The following is a 20,578-nucleotide window of genomic DNA, read 5'->3' as shown; positions in this document are numbered from 1 at the left end:
TCGCAAGGCTGATCACGACCGCACCGCCTCTCGCCCCTCGTCAATCGGCCCGGATGCGGGTTGGGGAGGTGTGGCGCTCCCGGTCGCGGACGTCTCCAGCGCGGCCATGCGTGCCGCTATCGCCTCCGGCCCCTCGTGACCGTGAAGTTCGCTGACGGGCCTGCCATCAGCGAGCAGCACCACCCGGTCCGCGTACGAGGCGGCCGCTGGATCGTGGGTGACCATGATGATCGATTGTCCGTGCTCATCGACCAGTTGGCGCAGCAGTCGAAGGACGCCTTGTGAGGTGTGGGTGTCCAGCGCGCCGGTCGGTTCATCGGCGAACAGCACTGCTGGTTGGGTGATGACCGCCCGGGCCAGCGCGACCCGTTGCTGCTGACCGCCCGACAGCTCACCGGGCCGGTGTCCCGCCCGGTCGCCGAGGCCGAACCGTCTCAGAGCGGCGGCCACTTCTCCCGGCCCGGCACGACGACCGGCCAGCCGCAAGGGCAGCTCGACGTTCTGGGCAGCTGTCAGCGCGGAGACGAGGTTGAAGGACTGGAAGACGAAGCCGATTCGCTCGCGGCGGAGCACCGTCAACGCATGCTCGTCCAAGGCGCCCAGCTCCACGCCGTCGATCAGCACGTTACCCCGGGTCGGCCTCTCTATACCGGCCGCGCAGTGCAGCAACGTGGACTTGCCCGAGCCGGAAGGGCCCATGACAGCGGTCATCGTGCCGCTCTCGAAGCTGAGGGTCACGCCGCGCAGGGCGGTGACGGACCTTTCTCCTTCTCCGTACCGCTTCTCCACCGCGCGCAGTTCTACCGGCGTCGGCGATACAGTGCGTCCGGCCTGTGCCCGGTCCGCCGAGCCGGTGGCCGGCGATGTGGTCTGTTCCGTGGTCATGGCTCAAGGGAACGCCGCGGGCGGCCTCCCCCGCAGCAGTGCCTGGACGAGTATCAGGACTACACCTGGCACTACTGCTCGGGCCCATGCCGCCCGGCTACGGTCGTTCCGTGATCTCTCGAACCGTCCTGGAATCTCTCGGCCATGCGCCGTTGCGGTTTCCACTCACTGCCTGGCCATGGCGTTCGCTGGCCTATCTGCTGTCCGGCGGCGGGCTGGCGGCCGTGGTGTATCTGACCGTCGCGGCCGCGCTGGCCGCGCCGTTCGGAAGAGTGGCGGGCGTGCTGTGCTCGGTGCTGGCCATAGCCTTCGGTGCCGCGCTGGCCGGCCCGCTGGAGCGGTGGCGTCTCGGCCTGGTGGAGCCCGATTCTCCGCTCCCGCCTGCGGGCCGTAGATCGTACGGGTACGGCGCCGTCTCGGTTCTGGCAGTGGCGTGGGCCGATCTGGCAGTGGCGCTGGTCTCGCTCGGTATTCCCGGAGTGCTGCTCCTCTCTCCACTCCAGCCGACGGCGACGGGCTGGGAGAAGGTCACCGGTCCGATAGCCGGGGCGGCGCTGCTTATCGTCGCGACTTATCCGATAGGCGCCTGGGCGGGCGTCCGTGGCGCGGTCACCCGCTCGGTGCTGGCGCCCGTGGAGGGGGAGCTGCGTGAGGTCGTCCGCTCCCGGGCCCGGCTGGTGGACGCTTTCGAGACCGAGCGCCGCCGCATCGAACGCGACCTGCACGACGGGGCACAGCAGCGGCTGGTGGCGCTCAACGTGCGGCTGGGGCTGGCCGCCTTGGAAGTGCCGGCGGGTACCGTCGCGGCCAAGGAGGTCGGCGAGGCGCATGCACTGGCGAAGGAGGCTCTGGCCGAGTTGCGGGAGTTGATCCACAACGTGCACCCCCAGGTCCTCAGCGAACGGGGCCTGCACGCGGCGGTACGCGACATAGCGGGCCGCTCACCCATACCTGTCGACCTGGACATCGAACTGCCGGGCCGTCTGTCGGAGACAGCCGAGACCACCGCGTTCTTCGTGACGTCCGAGGCGCTGACCAACGCGGCGAAGCACAGCGGGGCGGAGCACTGCCGGGTGAGGGCGCGAGTGAAGGAAGGGGTGTTGCATATGGAGGTGATGGACGACGGCGTCGGCGGTGCCGATACCGAGGCGGGCTCGGGCCTCACCGGGCTGGTCGACCGGGTCGCCGCGGCCGACGGAAGAATGTTCCTGTCCAGCCCACAGGGTGGACCCACTCGGGTGAGAGCGGAGATCCCATGCACACCGAGCGTCCTCTCCGGATCGTGATCGCTGAGGACGGGGTGCTGCTGCGCGAGGGGATGGTTCAACTGCTCCAGCGTTTCGGTCACTCCGTGGCGGCGGCGGTGGGCGACGGGGACTCGCTGCTCGCGGCGGTACGGGTGCACCGGCCCGAACTGGTGGTGGCGGATGTGCGGATGCCGCCGGACTTCACCGACGAGGGCCTGCGTGCGGCGCGTTCCCTGCAGGCGGAGCAGCCAGAGCTCGCAGTGCTGGTACTGAGTCAGTATGTCGAGCAGACCTTCGCCGAGGAGTTGATGGAGCACGGCGGGAAGCGGGCGGGCATGGGGTATCTGCTCAAGGAACGGGTGGGTGATGTCGGGGAGTTCATGGATGCCCTCGATCGCGTCGCCAGAGGCACCACGGTGGTGGACCCGCATGTGGTAGGCCAGCTCCTCGCCCGTCGCCGCGGGCCGCTGGAACGGCTCACTCCCCGGGAACGGGAGGTGCTGGCGTTGATGGCGGAGGGGCATTCGAACTCCGCCATCGCCCGGCGTCTGGTGGTGACGGAGGCGGCCGTCGCCAAGCACATCGCGGGGATCCTGCTCAAGCTGGACCTGCCGGCTGACAACCCGGACGTCAACCGCCGGGTGGTCGCCGTGCTGACGTACCTGCGAGGGGAGGGTTCATGAGGACAGAATGCGGAGCGGGAAGGAGAGTAAGGGTGAGAAGGGGTCAGGGCTTGCGGGCCACGGCGCCGAACTGGGCCACGGTCTTCTCGTCCTCCGCCTCGTACCCCGGCCGCCAGCGGGCGCAGGAGACGATGCCGGGCTCCAGCAGCTCCAGCCCTTGGAAGAAGCGGGCAACCTCGGCGCCGGTGCGGGCGGTGATGGGCGGGGCGGCGTTCTCGTTCCAGAAGCGCATTGCCTCGACGTTGCCGTCGCCGCCGAGTTCGAGAGTGGGGTGGGTGAGTACCAGGTAGCTGCCGGAGGGCGCGGCCGCCATCAGGGTTTCCACGATCTCGGTCGCCTCCCTCGTATCGGCGATGAAGTTGAGGATCCCCAGCAGTATGACGGCGACGGGCTCGGTGAAGTCGAGGGTGTCGGCGGCGGCGTCGAGGATGGCTTGGGGCTGGTGGGCGTCTGCGTCGATGTAGTCCGTCTCCCCCTCCGGGGAGCCGGCGAGGAGGGCTCGGGCATGGGCCAGGACGGTGGGGTCGTTGTCGACGTAGACGATCCGCGAGGTGGGGGCCACCCGCTGGGCCACCTGGTGGGTGTTCTCGACGGTGGGCAAGCCGGTGCCGATGTCGAGGAACTGCCGGACTCCGGCCTCGCCCGCCAGGAACCGCACCGCGTGGCCGAGGAATGTGCGATCCGCGCGGGCGACCTCGCGAATGCTGGGGAACATGCTGGTGACGTGGTCGCCGACCTGCTGGTCGATGTCGTAGTAGTCCTTGCCGCCGAGCCAGTAGTTCCACACCCTGGCGTTGTGTGCGACGTGGGCGACCGGGGGCGTCTCCCCTGGGGGATCGCTGCGCTCGCTCACATTGGTGCCCTCTCCACTCGAAGCCGCGCCCAGGAACTGTGGGCCGAGTTTAGGCGGCGTGGTCGGTGCTCAGGCAGTGCAGCGCCGCGTACGACCCCGCGTGGGGGAGACAGGCAGCTTGGCGCTTCCTCCAGCCCGTCCTGGCAGATGCTATAGAGAGAGCGGTAGAGCATTGCAGATGCGAGGCCATACCTCATACGTTGTCGCACATGCAGTCGTACACCATCGGGCAGGCCGCGCGGCTGCTCGGCGTCAGTCCGGACACGGCCAGGCGTTGGGCCGACGCCGGCCGGGTCGCCACCCACCGCGATGAGAGCGGGCGCCGACTGATCGACGGGCGGGCTCTGGCCGCCTTCTCGGTCGAGATCGGTCAGCACGCCGCCGACGACGAGGAGACCTCCTACACCTCGGCGCGCAACGCGTTCCCCGGCATCGTCACGGCGGTCAAGCTCGGCGATGTGGCAGCGCAGGTGGAGATCCAGGCGGGGCCGCACCGGCTGGTCTCGCTGTTGACCCGGGAGGCCGTGGAGGAGCTGGGGCTGGAGGTCGGAATGCAGGCCACAGCCCGAGTGAAGTCGACAAATGTCCATATCGATCGAACATGAGCCTTTGACCGGACTCCGGCCCGGCCCGGGTCCGAGTCCGCCACCTTCCGTCCCGTCTCGCTCATCCCGGCCCGGGCTCGTTCCGCGCCGCCCATGTTCCGCCCTGTCCCTCGTCCCTGCTCAGGAGTTCCGCCCCATGCCAACGCACCTTCTGACCGCTCGCCGGGGGCTTGCCGCGCTTGCGACCGTTGCCGTTCTCGTGCCGCTGGCCGCCTGTGGAAGTGACGGCGGGGACAGTGCGGGCAAGGGGGGAAAGACCGAGCTGACCGTACTCGGCGCCGCTTCCCTCACCGATGTTTTCCAGGCGGCGGGCAAGGCGTACGAGAAGGAGCACCCGGACACGAAGGTGAAGTTCTCCTTCGCCGGGTCGCAGACGGTGGCCGCACAGGTGAAACAGGGGGTGCCTGCTGACGTGGTCGCCACGGCGGACACCACGACCATGGACAGCCTCAAGGCTGAGACGGGAAGGCCGGCCGTCATAGCCAAGAACCGGCTGGTGATCGCCGTCGGCAAGAGCAACCCGAAGCATGTCGACGGGCTGGACGACCTGACCGACAGCGGGCTCAAGGTGGTGCTGGCAGCTCCCCAGGTACCGGTCGGGCGCTACGGCAAGCAGGTGCTGGACGCCCAGAAACTGGAGGTCAAGCCGGTCTCGCAGGAGCCGAACGTACGGGCGGTGCTCAGCAAGGTGGAGCTGGGCGAGGCGGACGCGGGTCTCGTCTACAAGACCGACGCCGCCACGGCGCCCGACAAGGTTGACGCTGTGAAGATCCCGGACGATGAGAACGCCATCGCCTCATATCCGGCCGCCGTCCTGAAACGGTCCGAGCATCAGCAGGGGGCAGCCTCGTTCGTGAAGTGGCTCAGCAGTCCGAAGGCGGAGAAGCTGCTGCGCAAGGCCGGTTTCCAGCGCCCATGACGCGTCGGTACCGCGCCGTGAGGGCCCGCACCCGGCTCGGCACACCACTCGCGCTGGCGATGCCGGCTCTGCTCGCGATCGCGTTTCTGCTGCTGCCATTGCTCGGTGTCCTGGTGCGTACGGAGTGGGGGGAGCTGGGCGCGCATCTGGGCAGTGAGGGTGTCACCGAGGCGGTGAAGCTCTCGCTGCTGGTGTCCTTCGGCGCACTCGCGCTGTCGCTGGTCCTCGGCGTGCCGCTGGCCTGGCTGCTGGCGAGGGTGAGCTTTCCAGGCAAGGCGGTGGTGCGCTCCCTGGTGCTGTTGCCGATGGTGCTGCCGCCCACCGTGGGGGGCGTGGCGCTGCTGCTGGGCTTCGGGCGGCGTGGCCTGCTGGGGCCATGGCTGGAGGGCGCCTTCGGCATCGTGCTGCCGTTCCACACCTCGGGCGCGGTGGTCGCGGCAACGTTCGTGGCGATGCCGTTCCTGGTGATCAGCCTCGAGGGAACGCTGGCCGGGCTGCGGCCCGCCTATGAGGAGACGGCGGCCTCGCTCGGCGCCGGACCGCTGCGGGTGTTCTGGACGGTGACGTTGCCGCTGGTCGCGCCCGGGTTGGCGGCGGGCGCGGCGCTCACCTGGGCCCGGGCGCTGGGTGAGTTCGGGGCGACGATCACCTTTGCGGGCAACCTGCCTGGCACCACCCAGACCTTGCCGCTCCAGGTGTATCTGCTGCTCCAGGACCAGCCGGAGGCGGCGACATCGGTCTCGCTGCTGCTGCTCGTCATCGCCATGGCGGTGCTGGTCGGGCTGCGCGGCCGGTGGACGGGCAGCGGGCGCACCCGGGACCGGGCGGCCCCGGCTGTCGGCGCCGCTGAGCCGATCCCACCGGCAGAAGCCGCCGGAGCCGCCGCTCCGACCGCCCCGACCACCCCGGTGGCCCCGACCACCCTGGTGGCCCCGACCACGCCTGTGACTCCGACCGCCGCGGTTGCTCCCACCGCTCCAGCTGCCCCACTCGCCCTACCCACCCCACCCGCTCCGGTGAAAGTGCCCGCGAAAGCTTCCGTCGACGCCCATGGAGCCGACGCCCGTGGAACGGACATCGCCGATTCCTTCACCACCCCTGCCCCCGCCCCCGGCGACAAATGGCCGCTGCATGCCCGTGTCACCGGGGCCACCGAACTCACCTTGGATGTCGCGCCCGGCACCACGGTGGCTGTCGTTGGCCCCAACGGGGCGGGTAAGACGACTCTGCTGCGCGCCCTCCTAGACCTCACCCCACGCGCTCGCGCCGAAGTGCTGCTCGGAGACGAGGAGGTCGGCTCGCTTCCGCCGCACCGGCGCGGTGTCGCGTGGGTCCCTCAGGACGGCGCCCTCTTTCCCCATCTGAGCGCCCTGGCGAACACGGCCTACGGGCTGCGCGCACAGGGCGTGGGCCGTACCGAGGCGCGCCGGCAGGCCGGGGAGTGGCTGGCCCGGCTGGGAGTCGGGCACCTGGCCCACCGCAGACCGGGGCAGCTCTCCGGCGGCCAGGCCGGGCGAGTGGCACTGGCGCGGGCGCTGGCGGCGCGGCCCCGGCTACTGCTGCTCGACGAGCCGCTGGCGGCGCTCGACCAGACGACCCGCGCGCAGGTACGGCACACGCTGCGCGGCCATCTTTCCGGGTTCGGCGGTGCGTGTCTGCTGGTCACGCACGACCCGGTGGAGGCGGTTTCGCTGGCCGACCGGGTTCTGGTGCTGGAGGACGGCCGGGCGCTGCAGGACGCTCCGCCCGCCGAGGTCACCCGGCACCCCCGCTCCGCATGGGTTGCGCGGATGCTCGGGCGCAACGCGCTCGCGGGCACGGCGACGGGGGCAGGGAAGGGGAAGGGGACGGGGACGACGGGGAGCGGCGTGCTCGTCCTCGACGACGGGGGCAGTCTGGTGGTCGCCGACCCGGTGGCGGAGGGGACCGCCGTGCTGGCGGTCATCGCTCCGGAGGCGGTCGCCGTCCACCGCGAACGCCCGCACGGCAGTCCGCGCAATGTGTGGCCGGGGACGGTGCGGGAGATCGCGGCTGTCGGCAGTCGGCTGCGGGTACTCGTCACCTCCCTGGACGGGAAGGGGCCGGACCTGGTCGCCGAGATCACCACGGAGGCCGCCGCCGAGCTCGGGCTGACGGACGGCGCCGAGGTGTTCACCAGCGTCAAGGCCACGGAGATCACCCTCGTGGAGAGATGATCAACCGCGTCTCTTACGCCGTTCGGGATAATGAGCCAGCACGCCATCACTTCGTTCGCTATAACGAACGAGACGGAACAAGACGTCGCGAGGGGAAGGGAGGGACCGTGAGCGGTCCTGAGGGGTCGATCCGGGGGATGCTGGCGCTCAATCTGAAGCGGGTGCGGTCCCGGCGCGGGCTGTCGATCTCCGAGCTGTCCCGTCGCTCGAAGATCGGCAAGGCGACGCTGTCCCAGTTGGAGTCCGGTGCGGGGAACCCCACCATCGAGACGGTCTTCAGCCTCTCGCGCGTCCTGGAAGTGCCGATCTCCGACCTGCTGGACGCCCAGCAGCCGACGGGTCTTCGTGTGGTGCGGGCCCGAGACGTCGAGGTGCTCAGCGGCGAGGGCATCGACCTGCGCCCGCTGCGCCGGATCGAGTCGGGTCAGGCGGTCTTCGAGGTGTACGACCAGCAGGTCAGGGCCGGTGAACGGCGCGACTCACTGGGTCATGTGGGCATCGAGCACACCGTAGTGCAGGCCGGGCGGCTGACAGTGACGGTGGACGGCCACGAGGTGGAGTTGGAGGCCGGGGACTACGTGGGTTTCGACGCCACGCTGCCGCACAGCTATGCCGCCCCGGAGGGAACCGTACGCTCGGTCCTGCTCCTCCAGTACCGGTCCGACCAGCGGCTGGACGCCGGTTCTCCGCACCAGATCCCCGGCGAGGGCGCTCCCTGCGGTGCATGACCGGCTCACGGCGCCGACCGCCCGGAACCGGCCGACAGCCCGGAACCGGCAGCCGCCCGGAACAGCCACCCGCCCGTATCGCCGACCACCCGGAGCCGCCGACCACCCGGAGCCGCCGACCACCCGGAGCCGCCGACCGCCCGGAACCGTCGGCCACCCGCCACCACCGGCCGCGCGGAACCATTGACACTCCCCAAGCCCTCGCATAACGTCCCCAACGTTCGCTTCACCGAACGAATGACGGCGAGGGGAGTTCGATGAACGGAACACGGGTCGTCGTACTCGGCGCCGGTATCGTCGGAGCGGCCTGCGCTCGCGAACTGGCCCTGGCGGGGCTGGAGGTGACCGTTCTCGACCGCGGCGGCCCGGGTGCGGCCACCACCTCGCACGGCGAAGGCAACGTCCTGGTCTCCGACAAGGCCCCCGGGCCCGAACTCCGGCTCGCCCAGCTGTCCCGGCGCCTTTGGCCCGAGGTGCTGTCCGCGATCGCCGACCGCTCCCCCACCGCCGCGCGGCGCGTCGAAGCCGTCGAGTGGCACGCCAAGGGCGGCATCGTCGTCGCCACCACGGAGGAGGGCGCGCACGGGCTCACAGAGTTCGCCGCCGCCCAGCGTGAGGTGCAGGTGCGGGCCGAGGCCCTGACGGCGGACGCCCTCCGCGCGGCGGAGCCCTTCGTCACCCCCGCGCACACCGCGGCCGTCCACTACCCCGAGGACGCCCAGGTGCAGCCCGCCGGTGCGGCCGCCGCCCTGCTGACCGACGCGCTGGCGGCCGGCGCCGTACTGCGCACCGGCGAGGAGGTGCTGGCCGGGGTCGCCCGGAGCGGCCGGCTGACCGGTGTCCGCACGCCCCTCGGACTGCTGGAGGCCGACCTGTTCGTCAACGCGGCCGGCCCCTGGTCCGGGGCGCTCGCCGCCCGGCTCGGGGCGCCCGTCGCCGTCGAACCCCGCCGAGGCGACGTCCTGGTGACGACGCCGCTCCCGCCGACGGTCTTCCACAAGGTCTACGACGCGGACTATGTCGGCGCCGTCGGCAGTAGTGAGGAGGAGCTGCAGACCTCCGCCGTGGTCGAGTCCACCCGGGCGGGCAGCGTGCTGATCGGCTCCTCGCGGCGCCGGGTCGGCTTCGACGACCGGCTGCGCCCTGAGGTCCTGTCGGCCGTCGCCGCCAAGGCGCTGCGGCTCTTCCCTTCCCTGGCCGGTGTGCCGGTGATGCGGGCGTACGGCGGATTCCGGCCGTACGTGCCCGACCATCTGCCGGTCATAGGGCCGGACCCCCGGCTGGCCGGGCTGTGGCACGCGAGCGGTCATGAAGGGGCCGGAATCGGGCTGTCGGTCGGCACCGGACGGCTGCTGCGGAATCTCGTGCTGGAGGAGCCGCCCGAAATCGACACCCATCCGTTCCGGGTGGACCGCCCAGCCGTGCTCGGACCCGGCTCGGAGCACGGCTGGGCCCCCAGCCCCACGGCGGAACCCCGACAGCGGGACACCGGACCCCTGCAGCAGGACACCGGGCCCCAGGAGCAGCAGCACCGGGGCGAGGAGCAGGAGCCGGAGCAGAACCAGGAGGGGACATGAGCCCGAGACTCGTACCCGCCGGAAGCGACTCCACAGGCCGCCGGGACCGGCCACTGCGGATCACCGTCGACGGCGAACCTGCCGACGGTATCGAGGGGCAGACGCTGGCCGGCGTGCTGCTCGCCTCCGGCCGGACAGCCTGGCGCACCGGCCCGTCCGGCGCCGGACGGGGGGTGTTCTGCGGTATCGGCGTGTGCTTCGACTGCCTGGTGACCGTCAATGAGGACCGCGACGTACGGGCCTGCCGGCGACGAGCGGTGGACGGCGACGTGGTCCGCTCCCAGTCACGCGCACACCCCGGTAGGACCGACCCCCGCCCGGGCCCCCAACCCGGCCCCGACCCCGGCCCCGATCACGGCCACGACCCCGATCACGGCTATGGCCACGGTTCCGGCCCCGGCCACGACTCCCGGTCCGGAGCCCGGGCCGAGGGGGAGAAATGACCGCCGCCCGCCATGTCGCCGTCGTCGGCGCGGGACCTGCCGGGCTGGCCGCCGCGCACGCGGCGCTCGCGGCGGGCGCCCGGGTGACGCTGATCGACTCCGCCGAGCAGCCCGGGGGCCAGTACCACCGCACGCTGCCCGAGGCGTACGCCGCCGAGCGCCCCGGTGAACTCCAGCACGGCTGGTCCGCGTTCGAGCGCCGCCGCCGTCAAGTGCTGGCACACCCGCGCTGCACCTGGCTCCCGGAGACCTCCGTCTGGGCCCTGGAGCGCCCCGACCAGGACGGGGAAGGCACCGAACGCCCCGGTCGGCTCCAGGAGCGTCCCGACCAGGCCCGAAAGCGGTCCGTCGGCGCACCGCCGCGGCTGCATCTGCTGTGCGGCGGACCGGTGGACGGCTCCGGCCGTACGCGGCGCACGCTGGACGCGGACGCGCTGGTGCTGGCAACCGGGGCGCACGACCGGGTGCTCCCCTTCCCCGGCTGGCAGTTGCCGGGCGTCTACTCCGCGGGAGCCGCTCAGGCGCTGGCGAAGGGCGAGCGGGTGGTCGTCGGTGACCGCGTGGTGGTGGCGGGCAGTGGTCCGTTCCTGCTGCCCGTGGCTGCCTCGCTGCTGGAGGCGGGTTCCCGGGTACGGGAGGTGCTGGAGGCCGGCACTCCCGGCACCGTGGCCCGTGGCTGGAGCGGCCGCCCGTGGGAGCTGGCCTCGCAACTGGGCAAGGCGGCCGAACTCAAGGACTGCGCCGCCGCGTTGGCGCGCCACCGGGTGCCGTACCGGCTGGGCCGCGCCGTCGTCGAGGCGCGGGGTGCGGGCCGGGTGGAGGAGATCGTCACCGCGCGGCTGCGCCCGGACTGGTCGGTGGTACCGGGGACGGAGCGCACGGTCACGGTGGACGCGCTGTGCGTCGGCCACGGCTTCAGTCCTCAGCTTGAGCTCCCGGTGGCGGCGGGGTGCGCGCTGCGCGGCGAACAGCCCGGCCGCGGGGGAACCGGGGAGTTCGTGGCCGTCGACGACGAACAGCGCACCAGCGTGCCCTGCGTCTTCGCCGCCGGGGAGATCACCGGGATCGCCGGGGCTCCGGCCGCGTGCGCCGAGGGAGCGGTCGCCGGTTGGACCGCTGCCGGAGGCGCCCCTTCCGTACAGCCACTGCGGGTACTGCGGCGCAGCCGGGACCAGGGGCGTGCCTTCGCGCGGCGGCTCGCCCGAGCGCACCCCGTCGGCGCTGGATGGCCGGGCTGGCTGCGCCTGGACACGGTCGTCTGCCGCTGCGAGGAGACCGATTACCGGGCGCTGTGCGAGGCGTTCACCAGCGCGGCCGAGTCGGCGCCGCGCGTCGCCAAGCTCGGCACCCGGGCCGGGCTCGGGCCGTGCCAGGCCCGGATCTGCGGCCCGACCGTCACCGAACTCCGCGACCGGTTCGCGGGGCGGGCCGCAGACGGACCGGCCGAGCGGCCCGCAGATGGCCTGCCCGCCGCCACCCCGCACCGCAGGCCGATCGCCCAGCCGATCCGGCTGGGCGAACTGGCGTCCCCCGCCGCGGCCCTCATCGACGACGAACAGCACCTGCCCGAAGGCGAACAGCTCGGCGACGCCAGCGACCAGATCCCCAGCGACAGCAAACAGAGGCCCAGCGCCAGCGACCAGACCCGCACCGAAGACGAACAGACTCGCAGCCGAGGCGAACCGACCCACATCGAAGGCGAACAATCCCACCCCGACAGCGAACAGGAGAGCGATTCATGAGCGAGAGCAATCAGGCCGCCCCCGGCCTCGGCGGCGTGGTGGTGGCGACAGCGCTCCCGTACCGCGAGGACCCCTCCGCGCCCGCGGGTCTGGCCGTGGACTACGACCGCTACGCCGAGCACTGCCGCTGGCTGGTGGACAGCGGCTGCGACGGGGTGGGACCCAACGGCTCGCTGGGCGAGTACTCGTCGCTGACGGACGACGAGCGCCGCGCCGTGGCCCGTACGGCGATCGAGGCGGTGGGTGACGCGGGCACGGTCGTCGTCGGCGTGCACGGGGTCGGCTCGCACCAGGCTCGGCACTGGGCCGAGGCGGCGGCCGAGGACGGCGCGGACGGGGTGCTGTGTCTGCCGCCGACGATGTACCGCGCCAACAGGGGCGAGATACTGGCGCACTTCACCGCCGTCGCCTCCGTCGGTCTTCCGGTGATGGTCTACAACAACCCGCTGGACACCAAGGTCGATCTGACGCCGGACCTGCTCGCGGAGATCGCGCAGATCGACAATGTCGTGGCCGTCAAGGAGTTCTCCGGCGATGTGCGCCGGGTGCTGGAGATCAAGGAGCGGACCGCCGGAAGCGGCCTGGAGGTCATCAGCGGCGCCGACGACGTGGTGCTGGAGAGTCTGCTGATGGGCGCGACCGGCTGGTTCGCCGGGTTCCCCAACGTCTTCCCCGCCGAGTCGGCACGTTTGTTCGAGCTGGCGACCGCGGGGAAGACGACCGAGGCGCGGGCGCTGTACGAACCGCTGGTGGCGGCCTTCCGCTGGGACTCGCGTACCGAGTTCGTACAGGCGATCAAGCTCGGTATGGAGCAGGTCGGCCGGTTCGGCGGCCCCTGCCGACCGCCACGCGGGCCGCTGACTCCGGCGATGCGGAAGCAGGTAGAGGCCGATATGGCGCGGGCGATCTCCGCCCTCGCGGAGCGGGGGGCCGCCTGATGCGCTCGGTCCGCTCGCTCAGCGCCGTCGACTCGCACACCGAGGGCATGCCGACCCGGGTGGTCACCGGGGGCGTGCCGCCGATCCCCGGCGAGACGATGGCCGAGCGCCGCCGCCACGCCGTCGAGCACCTGGACGAGCTGCGCAGGTTCCTGGTGGACGAGCCGCGCGGGCATCCGGCGATGAGTGGGGCCCTCCTGCAGCCGCCGACCCGCCCGGACGCCGACTGGGGTGTGCTCTACATCGAGGTGAGCGGGTTCCTGCCGATGTGCGGGCACGGCACTGTCGGGGTGGCGACCGTGCTGGTGGAGACAGGCATGGTGGAGGTGACCGAGCCGGAGACCACGGTACGGCTGGACACCCCGGCGGGCCTGGTGGAGGCCCGGGTCACCGTACGGGACGGTATGGCCGAAAAAGTAACGCTGCGGAACGTGGACGCGTTCGCGCTGGAGCTCGGCGCCACCGTCGAGGTCCCGGGCCTGGGCAAGGTCGGCTACGACATGGCGTACGGCGGCAACTTCTACGCGATCGTCGAACTGGACCAGCTGGGGCTGCCGTTCGACCGGTCACGGAAGGACGACATCCTCGGCGCCGGACTCGCGATCATGGATGCCGTCAACGAGCGGAACCGGCCCGTCCACCCGGCCGACCCGGCCATCGGAGGCTGCAAGCATGTGCAGTTCCTGGCGCCGGGCTCGGACGGGCAGCACTCGCGCAACGCCATGGCGATCCACCCCGGCTGGTTCGACCGCTCGCCCTGCGGCACCGGCACCTGTGCCCGGATGGCTCAGCTGCACGCGCGCGGCGAACTGCCGCTGCGTACGGAGTTCGTCAACGAGTCGTTCATCGGTACCCGGTTCACGGGCCGACTGCTGGAGGCCAGCGAGGTGGGCGGGTTGCCGGCGGTGGTGCCCGAGTTCTCCGGGCGCGCCTGGATCACCGGCATGGCAACCTATCTGCTCGATCCCCGGGACCCGTTCCCGCACGGCTTCACCCTCTGACTCCGCCCTCCGGCGCCGCCGGGCCGTGGTGTCGCGTACCGCGCACGCTTCCGGTCCACGGCGAGTGTGCCTCCGGCGTTGTCGTGCCGGCACCGGTGGCAGGGCTTGCCCGCGGGCAGGAGGCGGCATCGAACAGACCCACGAAGGGTGTCCGATGGGAATGTCCGAACCTCGCCGGGTGGCCGCCGAATCGCGCTGGGAGCGGCGTCACCTGAACCGTAGGCTCCGTGTCATGGAGATCTCCGAGTTCATCGACACCCTGCGCCGTGAAGGCGGCCTCTTCGCGGACGCCGTCGAACGGGCTGATGCCGCAGCCCCCGTGCCCTCCTGCCCCGACTGGACCGTACGCGACCTGGCCACCCACCTCGGTACGGTGCACCGCTGGGCGGCCGAGTTCGTGCGGGAGGCCCGCGAGGAGCCGGTGAGGCCCCCTGAGCGCCCCGGGGTGGCACAGCTGCCCGACAAGGAGCTCGGGCCCTGGCTGCGGGAGGGACACGGGCTGCTGGTCGAGGCGCTGGAGTCGGCGCCGGAGGACCTGTCGGCCTGGACGTTCATACCCGCGCCCTCCCCGCTCGCCTTCTGGGCACGGCGGCAGGCGCACGAGACGGCTGTGCACCGGGTGGACGCCGAGATGGCGCTGGGCGCGCAGGTCTCCCCGTTGAACCCCGAGTTCGCCGCCGATGGAGTCGACGAAGTGCTGTGCGGCTTCTATCCGCGCAGAGGCACCCCGGAGGGCTTCGCCGCCGAGCCGCGCACGGTGCACATCCGGGCCACGGACGTGCCCGGCGCGGCCTGGAGCGTCTTCCTCGGGGAGCCGGCACGGGCCGAGCGCGCCGCCCAGCCGCCGACCGCCCCTGACTGCGAGTACGAGGGAGCGGCCGGCGACCTCTACCTCGTGCTGTGGAACCGGATGCCGCTGACGGAACTGAAGCTCACCGGGGACGCGAAGGTGGCGCACCGGTGGCGGGAGGTGTTCCAGCCGTAGCCGCGGAGGCGGCGGGTGCGCCGACAGGTGTGCGCCGGGTGGCGACGGCCCACGCGGCGCCGCCCACCGTCAGGGCGAGTGCCACCAGCAGCGCGCTCACCCACAGCGGGGCACGGTAGCCGAGCCCCGCACTGAGGGCGACGCCCCCGGCCCACGGCCCCAGCGCGGCACCGACGTTGAGTGCGGCCGTCGCGTATCCGCCGGACAGGGTCGGCGCGCTGGTCGCCGCGTACAGGGCCTGGGAGATCAGTGTCGACCCGACGGCGAAGGACAGGGTGCCCTGCACGAGGACCAACAGGATGGCCGCGATCTGGTGGCCCGCCGTCAGCGCGAAGAGCACCCAGCCGCCGAGCAGCGCGCTGCCGCCCGCGGCCAGCAGCCGCAGCGGGTGGGTGTCCGCCACCCGGCCCGCCGCCGTCACGCCGAGGAAGGAGCCGAGGCCGAACAGCGCCAGCAGCACCGGCACCCAGCCGTCGGGGAAGCCCGCGACGTCCGTGATCAGCGGGGCGAGGTAGGTGAACGTGCAGAAGGTGGCGCCGTTGACCAGGGCGCCCAGCAGGAGCGTCACCAGCAGCCGGGGGGCGCGCAGCGCCCGCAACTCGCCGCGGACGCTGCCCGGTTCCGGCCCGGTGTGCCGCGCCTGCGCCTGCTCCCGCGTGTGCTGTCGCTGTTCCTGTTCCTGTTCCTGCGCCTGCGCCTGCGCCTGCGCCTGCGCCCGAGCGTCCTGCGGGCCGGGCAGCGACCGGAGGAGGGCGAAGAGGGCCGGCAGCGACACCAGCGCCACCGCCCAGAACGCCGAGCGCCAGCCCCACGCCTGTCCCAGCAGGGCCCCGGCGGGAACCCCGGCCACACAGGCGAGGGTGACCCCGCCCAACAGCACGGAGGTGGCCCGCCCCTTGGCGTCGGGCGGCACCATTCCGGCGGCTGCGGTCAGCGCGACGGCGAGGAACCCGGCGTTGGCCAGCGCGCCCGCCACGCGCGTGGCGAGCAGCACCGTGAAACTCGTGGTCACCGCGCCCACCGCGTGCACCAGCACAAACGCGCACAGGAACCCCAGCAGCGCCCGCCGTCTGTTCCAGCGCCTGCTCAGCACCGCCATCAGCGGCGCTCCCACGATCATCCCTACGGCGAACGCCGAGGTCAGCGACCCGGCTGCCGAGACGGACACCGCCAGCTCCGCGGCGAGGTCCGGAACGAGCCCGGACAGCATGAACTCCGACGTCCCCTGCGCGAACACCGCCAGCGCGAGGACGTACAGCACAAATGGCATGAAAAACTCCGCAATCCTACTCGGAAAGGACAGCGGCAGGCGCGCGAGCAGCGCCCGGCGACAGGGCAGGCCCGAGAGGCCCCACGGGGGGATGCGGGGGCAGGTGTCAGGCGGAGAATCCGTCCAGCCGGGCACGCGGCAGCACTACCGCGAACGGCCCGTGGCACGGCGCTCCGATGGCGATCGGCGCAGACGGGAAGGAGTCCCCGGAAGGGGCAGTGAGCGCGAAACAGCCACCGGGCAGCCGGTGGCTAGAGTCTGGATGCCTCGGGGCTGGACATGCGGGCACTGTAACGGGCCCCGCCGCCGGGGTCCAAGCAATTACGGCCCGACAAGGACTCGAGACGAGAGACGAGAGACGAGAGCAGCCATGCCGGACACTCGCGCCCTGTTCGACTTCATCTCCTACACCGCCCGTCTCCGCGAGGTGGAACGGCACAACCACGCCACCCCCACCCGGCCCGAATCGGTGGCCGAGCACTCCTGGCACCTGGCGATGGTGTGCTGGGTGCTGCACGCGGAGTTCGAACGGGAGAGCGGGCTGCGGCTCGATCTGGGCCGGATGCTGAAGCTGTGCCTGATGCACGACGTGGTGGAGATCGACGCGGGCGACCCGTCGGCCTGGCAGACGGCCGGCGCCGACGCCGCCACCGCGAAGACCCGCGCGAAGACCCGCGCTGCGGCTCGCGCGAAGGCCCGCGCGGAGGACGCAGTGGCACGCGAGCGGTTCGGAGCGCTGCCCGAACCGCTCGGCCCCGAACTCCTCGCGCTGTGGCGGGAGTACGAGGAGGGCGCCACCCCCGAGGCCCGGCTGGTACGCGGCGTGGACCGCCTCAACCCGGCGCTGATGCGACTGCTCACCGGCCAGGGCTGGTCAGACGTGGACGCCGACACCGCGGCACTCGACCGCCTCCAGCTCCCCAGGGTGAGCGCCAGCCCGACGCTTACGGCGCTGTACGAGGAGGTCAAACAGGCCGCCGTCGCCCGCGGCCTGCTCCGCCCCTGAGACATCCCCGGCAGGGCGCTCCTCCGGAATCCGGCGGGGCGACTCCGACACCCGGCAGGGCGCCTCTGACACCCGGTGGGACGTCCTCGCCAGCCTCGGCAGGACGGCCGCCGGCCGCTCAGCCCTGGCCCAGCACCCTGGCAACGAAGTCCGCCAGCCGGGCCCTCGCCTGCTCTCGGTCCGCCCCCTCGTGGCGTACGAGGTGTTCCACGAGATCGGCGCGGGTGGCCGCGAGCAGTGCGTGCGCGATGAAGTCGGTGTCAGCGCCGCCGAATCCGGGGATCTGCCCCAACAGACCCGTGAGGGTGCGGTGGAAGCTCTCGTAGTGCGCCCCCTGGTAAGGGCTGCCGCTGCCGGTCCCCTCCAGGGCCAGGGCGAGGTGGCGGTTGTCGAACTTGAAGCAGAGTACGGCGTCCAGCAGCGCCGGTACGCGTTCCAGCGGCGGGCCAGCCGGACTCAGCGGCGGTTCGCCCTGCTCGGTGGCGGCCCTGAGCGGTGCCAGGCGCGCTTCGTAGAGCGCGTGGATCAGCCCGGTGCGGTCACCGAAGGCACGGAACAGCGTCGCTTTGCCTACGCCTGCCGCCGCCGCGACATCGGCCATGGTGATGTCCTCCGGGCTCTCGCAGCGGGCGAAGAGCTCGTCGGCTGCCGCGAGGACGGCCGCCCTGTTGCGGGCTGCGTCCTTGCGCGGTCTGCGCTCGGGCATGCGGTCACTCCCGTGCCACTCCTGATTGCGAAACGGACCCGGGGTCCGTATCGTCCCGCCATGAAACGGACCCAGGGTCCGCATCGTACGGGACAGGAGTACCCATGCCCACGCCCATGACCCGGAGCAGCCGATGACCACGACCGGCACCACCCTTGTCGTCGGGGCGACCGGCACCACCGGCAGCCGCGTCGCCGCCCGGCTCGCCGCCGGCGGTCACCGCGTCAAAGCCGCCTCCCGGAACTGCGCCCCCGTCCCGGAGACCGAGCCCGTCCGCTTCGACTGGCACGACTCCACAAGCCATGGCGAGGCGCTGCGCGATACGGACCGCGTCTATCTGGTCCCGCCGATCGGCCACCCGGACCCGGCCGACGTCATGCTGCCCTTCCTCGAAGAGGCCGGTGGTGCGGGAGTGCGCCGCGCGGTACTGCTCAGCTCTTCGGCCGTCTCGGCAGGCGGCCCGGCCACGGGGCGTGTGCACCAGGCGCTGCCCGGCCTGTTCGAGGAGTGGGCCGTGCTGCGTCCCTCCTGGTTCATGCAGAACTTCACCGGCGAGCACCCGCACGCCCGGAGCATCCGGGAGAACGGGACCATTCCGACCGCGACGGACGAGGGCCGAGTCGCCTTCGTGGACGCCGACGACATCGCCGCCGTGGCCGCGCACGCACTGACCGGCACCCGGGCCCCGAACACGGACCTCGTCCTCACCGGCCCCCAGGCACTGAGCTACGACGACGTCGCGGCCGTCCTCAGCCAGGTGACGGGCCGCGCGGTGACCCATCGGCGGCTGACCTACGAGCAGCTGCGCGACCGGCTGGCCACCGCCATGCCCGCCGAGTTCGCCGCGCTGCTGGCCGGGCTCGACCGGGACATCGCCGGTGGCGCCGAGGACCGCACCACCGGCACCGTTCAGCAGGTCACCGGCCGCCCGCCGCGCGGCTTCCGCGCTTTCGTGGAGCGGGAACTGACCTGAACGCTCTCGGCAGAGCTACCCGCCCGAGCCCGGTCGCCGGGACGGATGCGGTGGGTGCGGTGGGCCTGTGGGCTGTGATGGACGTGTGGGTTGTGGTGGGTGTGGCGGATGTGGCGGCCATGGGCCCAGCTCGGGCAGGCCGTCCGACGGGGTGGGCGGGGTGCCAGGGGTGCGGCCGGCCAGCCATGCCGCCAGGTCCCGTACCTCTCCGCGCACCTCGCGGACCGGCGCTGAGGCCGCCGTTCCGGTCGGCCAGCGCCGGTCGAGGTCGGTGGCGACCAGGCAGGTGCCGTCCGGGAGCCTGCTCAGCAGGAAGTCCAGGGCATGGCCGGCCAGCCCCTCGGGCCAGGCAGCAGGGCGTACCCCCAGGTCCAGATCGACCAGGTGAATCCACACCTCGCGCCAGCGGGCGAAGACGGTCGCGGCGATGTCCGCGTTCCGGAAGGAGACGGGCCGTTGCCAGTCCTCGGCCGTGGCCCCGGACCATACGGACATCAGCGCCTCGGTGTGCTCCGCCAGCGCGGCCCGGTGTTCGGCAGCCGTCCGTCCTGCCGTGTCCTCGATGATCGCGTCGCGCTCCGCCTGACCGCCGTCGTAGGTGGGCACCCGCTCCCCGCACAGCGCGTGCTCGGCGAGACGAGCGAACATCCGGGCGTTGTCGGTCAGATGGGCCAGAACATGCCCCCGGGACCAGCCGGGCAGCAGGGACGGCGCCCGCACCTGCTCGTCGTCCACCTCGGCGAGTACGCCCCGGAGGACCCGTTGCGCCTCGGCCACTTCAGCAACAGGAGGTATCACGGGCATCGACACTAACCCCTCACCCCAACTTCGGCCCCGGCCTCGGCGTCGACCTCGACCTCGACCTCGACCTCGACCTCGGCCAGCAGCTTCAGCAGCCGCTCCGTCAGCGCGGGGTCCGCGTCCAGGAGCGGTCCGCGCACCGGGCCCGCCGGCAGACCGCGCGCGTTGAGCAGGGCCTTCGCGGCGACGGTTCCGGGCTGGCCGGTCATCACGGCCTCGGTCAGCGGGGCGAGCGCGAGATGGCGACGCGCCGCCAGGTCGCCCTCCCCCGCGTCGTACGCGTCGAGTACCCCGCACACCTGCCGTGCCGCGACATTGGCCACAGTGCTGATACACCCGGCCCCGCCGATCGCCCGCAGCGGTAGTGCGAACTCGTCACAGCCCGCGTAGTACGCCAGCCCCGTCCGAGCCATCATCTGGGAGGACTTGAGCAGGTCGTACGCACAGTCCTTGACGCCCGCGATCCGCGGGTGCCCGGCCAGCCGCAACAGCGTCTCAGTGCTCAGCGCGGTTCCGGTACGGCCCGGGATGTCGTAGACCAGCACCGGGAGCCCGGTCGCGTCGGCCACCGTACGCAGATGATGAGTCACCGCCTCCTGGGTGGGGCGCGAATAGTACGGCGTCACCACCAGCAGCCCGTCCGCGCCGGCCGCTTCGGCGTCCCGGGCCAGCGCGACGGTGTGGCGGGTGTCGCTGGAGCCGACACCCGCCACCACGCGCGCCCGGTCCCCCACCTCCGCCACCACGGCACGCACCAGCGCTCTCTTCTCGTCGTCCGAGGTGGTCGGCGACTCGCCCGTCGTCCCACTGAGGACGAGGGCGTCACACCCGCCCTCGTCCACCAGGTGCACGGCCAGCCGCCGGGCGCCCTCGACATCGAGCTCCCCGGCGGCGTCGAACGGGGTGACCATGGCTGCTGCGATACGGCCCAACGGCCCTGTGGTGATCGGCATGGCCGGAGTGTGCGGTGCGGCGGACCGGTGCGCCATTTAATTGCCGTGAGGGCGACTCTTAAGCAGCG

At 72.2% G+C, this 20,578-nt stretch carries 20 protein-coding genes; 14 read left to right on the top strand and 6 right to left on the bottom strand.

Features of this window, described 5'->3' with window-relative positions; genetic code table 11:
* Positions 1–12: 12 nt before the first annotated feature.
* Positions 13–885, bottom strand: a complete 873-nt coding sequence (locus tag JW592_RS30585; protein WP_209268519.1) for an ABC transporter ATP-binding protein — start codon at positions 883–885, stop codon at positions 13–15.
* A 110-nt stretch (positions 886–995) separates the two neighbouring features.
* Here JW592_RS30585 and JW592_RS30580 point away from each other — a divergent pair, with 110 nt between their 5' ends.
* Both JW592_RS30580 and JW592_RS30575 read left to right on the top strand, forming a co-directional pair.
* On the top strand, positions 996–2,171 hold the full coding sequence (locus tag JW592_RS30580) for a sensor histidine kinase (RefSeq protein WP_209268518.1): 1,176 nt from the start codon (positions 996–998) through the stop codon (positions 2,169–2,171).
* Positions 2,141–2,815, top strand: coding sequence for a response regulator transcription factor (locus JW592_RS30575; RefSeq protein ID WP_209268517.1), 675 nt, complete (start codon positions 2,141–2,143; stop codon positions 2,813–2,815). Before JW592_RS30580 ends, JW592_RS30575 begins: the two co-directional genes overlap by 31 nt.
* A gap of 43 nt (positions 2,816–2,858) precedes the next feature.
* On the opposite strand, the gene JW592_RS30570 is transcribed toward JW592_RS30575, so the two are convergent.
* Entirely contained in the window at positions 2,859–3,668 is an 810-nt protein-coding gene (locus JW592_RS30570) for an SAM-dependent methyltransferase (protein ID WP_209268516.1), read from the bottom strand.
* Positions 3,669–3,877: 209 nt separating this feature from the next.
* Here JW592_RS30570 and JW592_RS30565 point away from each other — a divergent pair, with 209 nt between their 5' ends.
* From JW592_RS30565 to JW592_RS30520, 10 genes are all read left to right on the top strand, one after another.
* A complete protein-coding gene (locus tag JW592_RS30565; protein WP_209268515.1) occupies positions 3,878–4,273 on the top strand; it encodes a TOBE domain-containing protein in 396 nt (131 codons plus the stop codon).
* Between the two features lie 136 nt (positions 4,274–4,409).
* Positions 4,410–5,192, top strand: a complete 783-nt coding sequence (gene modA, locus JW592_RS30560; RefSeq protein WP_209268514.1) for a molybdate ABC transporter substrate-binding protein — start codon at positions 4,410–4,412, stop codon at positions 5,190–5,192.
* The gene (locus JW592_RS30555) at positions 5,189–7,387 is read left to right on the top strand and encodes an ABC transporter permease (RefSeq protein WP_209268513.1); all 2,199 of its coding nucleotides are present in this window, start codon (positions 5,189–5,191) and stop codon (positions 7,385–7,387) included. The genes modA and JW592_RS30555 overlap by 4 nt, the downstream gene beginning before the upstream one ends.
* Before the next feature lie 107 nt (positions 7,388–7,494).
* Positions 7,495–8,115, top strand: coding sequence for a helix-turn-helix domain-containing protein (locus tag JW592_RS30550; RefSeq protein ID WP_209268512.1), 621 nt, complete (start codon positions 7,495–7,497; stop codon positions 8,113–8,115).
* A gap of 257 nt (positions 8,116–8,372) precedes the next feature.
* On the top strand, positions 8,373–9,692 hold the full coding sequence (locus tag JW592_RS30545; protein ID WP_209268511.1) for an NAD(P)/FAD-dependent oxidoreductase: 1,320 nt from the start codon (positions 8,373–8,375) through the stop codon (positions 9,690–9,692).
* Positions 9,689–10,135 (top strand): (2Fe-2S)-binding protein, encoded by a 447-nt coding sequence (locus tag JW592_RS33665; protein WP_209268510.1) that lies wholly within the window; start codon positions 9,689–9,691, stop codon positions 10,133–10,135. Before JW592_RS30545 ends, JW592_RS33665 begins: the two co-directional genes overlap by 4 nt.
* Positions 10,132–11,877 (top strand): FAD-dependent oxidoreductase, encoded by a 1,746-nt coding sequence (locus JW592_RS30535; protein ID WP_209268509.1) that lies wholly within the window; start codon positions 10,132–10,134, stop codon positions 11,875–11,877. The genes JW592_RS33665 and JW592_RS30535 overlap by 4 nt, the downstream gene beginning before the upstream one ends.
* Positions 11,874–12,815: a dihydrodipicolinate synthase family protein gene (locus JW592_RS30530; protein ID WP_209268508.1), complete on the top strand. Its 942-nt coding sequence runs from the start codon at positions 11,874–11,876 to the stop codon at positions 12,813–12,815. Before JW592_RS30535 ends, JW592_RS30530 begins: the two co-directional genes overlap by 4 nt.
* Positions 12,815–13,816: a proline racemase family protein gene (locus JW592_RS30525; RefSeq protein ID WP_209268507.1), complete on the top strand. Its 1,002-nt coding sequence runs from the start codon at positions 12,815–12,817 to the stop codon at positions 13,814–13,816. The genes JW592_RS30530 and JW592_RS30525 overlap by 1 nt, the downstream gene beginning before the upstream one ends.
* 232 nt (positions 13,817–14,048) lie before the next feature.
* Positions 14,049–14,801 carry a maleylpyruvate isomerase family mycothiol-dependent enzyme gene (locus JW592_RS30520; RefSeq protein WP_209268506.1) on the top strand — a complete coding sequence of 251 codons (753 nt, stop codon included), beginning with the start codon at positions 14,049–14,051 and terminating at the stop codon, positions 14,799–14,801.
* Here the strand turns inward: JW592_RS30520 and JW592_RS30515 are convergent.
* The gene (locus JW592_RS30515) at positions 14,749–16,071 is read right to left on the bottom strand and encodes an MFS transporter (protein WP_209268505.1); all 1,323 of its coding nucleotides are present in this window, start codon (positions 16,069–16,071) and stop codon (positions 14,749–14,751) included. The two genes, JW592_RS30520 and JW592_RS30515, sit on opposite strands and share 53 nt — an antisense overlap.
* Before the next feature lie 370 nt (positions 16,072–16,441).
* Between JW592_RS30515 and JW592_RS30510 the strand changes: the two genes are divergently transcribed.
* On the top strand, positions 16,442–17,077 hold the full coding sequence (locus JW592_RS30510) for an HD domain-containing protein (RefSeq protein ID WP_209268504.1): 636 nt from the start codon (positions 16,442–16,444) through the stop codon (positions 17,075–17,077).
* A 118-nt stretch (positions 17,078–17,195) separates the two neighbouring features.
* Here JW592_RS30510 and JW592_RS30505 read toward each other — a convergent pair whose 3' ends face one another.
* Positions 17,196–17,783 (bottom strand): TetR/AcrR family transcriptional regulator, encoded by a 588-nt coding sequence (locus JW592_RS30505; RefSeq protein ID WP_209268503.1) that lies wholly within the window; start codon positions 17,781–17,783, stop codon positions 17,196–17,198.
* A gap of 133 nt (positions 17,784–17,916) precedes the next feature.
* On the opposite strand from JW592_RS30505, the gene JW592_RS30500 reads away from it, so the two are divergent.
* The gene (locus JW592_RS30500; RefSeq protein ID WP_209268502.1) at positions 17,917–18,756 is read left to right on the top strand and encodes an NmrA family NAD(P)-binding protein; all 840 of its coding nucleotides are present in this window, start codon (positions 17,917–17,919) and stop codon (positions 18,754–18,756) included.
* A 15-nt stretch (positions 18,757–18,771) separates the two neighbouring features.
* On the opposite strand, the gene JW592_RS30495 is transcribed toward JW592_RS30500, so the two are convergent.
* Both JW592_RS30495 and dapA read right to left on the bottom strand, forming a co-directional pair.
* Entirely contained in the window at positions 18,772–19,533 is a 762-nt protein-coding gene (locus JW592_RS30495; RefSeq protein WP_307805603.1) for a maleylpyruvate isomerase family mycothiol-dependent enzyme, read from the bottom strand.
* Positions 19,534–19,565: 32 nt separating this feature from the next.
* Entirely contained in the window at positions 19,566–20,510 is a 945-nt protein-coding gene (gene dapA / locus JW592_RS30490; RefSeq protein ID WP_209268500.1) for a 4-hydroxy-tetrahydrodipicolinate synthase, read from the bottom strand.
* Between the last annotated feature and the right edge of the window lie 68 nt (positions 20,511–20,578).

It is taken from the genome of Streptomyces spirodelae, from assembly GCF_017676385.1.
GTDB lineage: Bacteria > Actinomycetota > Actinomycetes > Streptomycetales > Streptomycetaceae > Streptomyces > Streptomyces spirodelae.
This window is presented reverse-complemented; position numbering and strand designations above follow the sequence as displayed.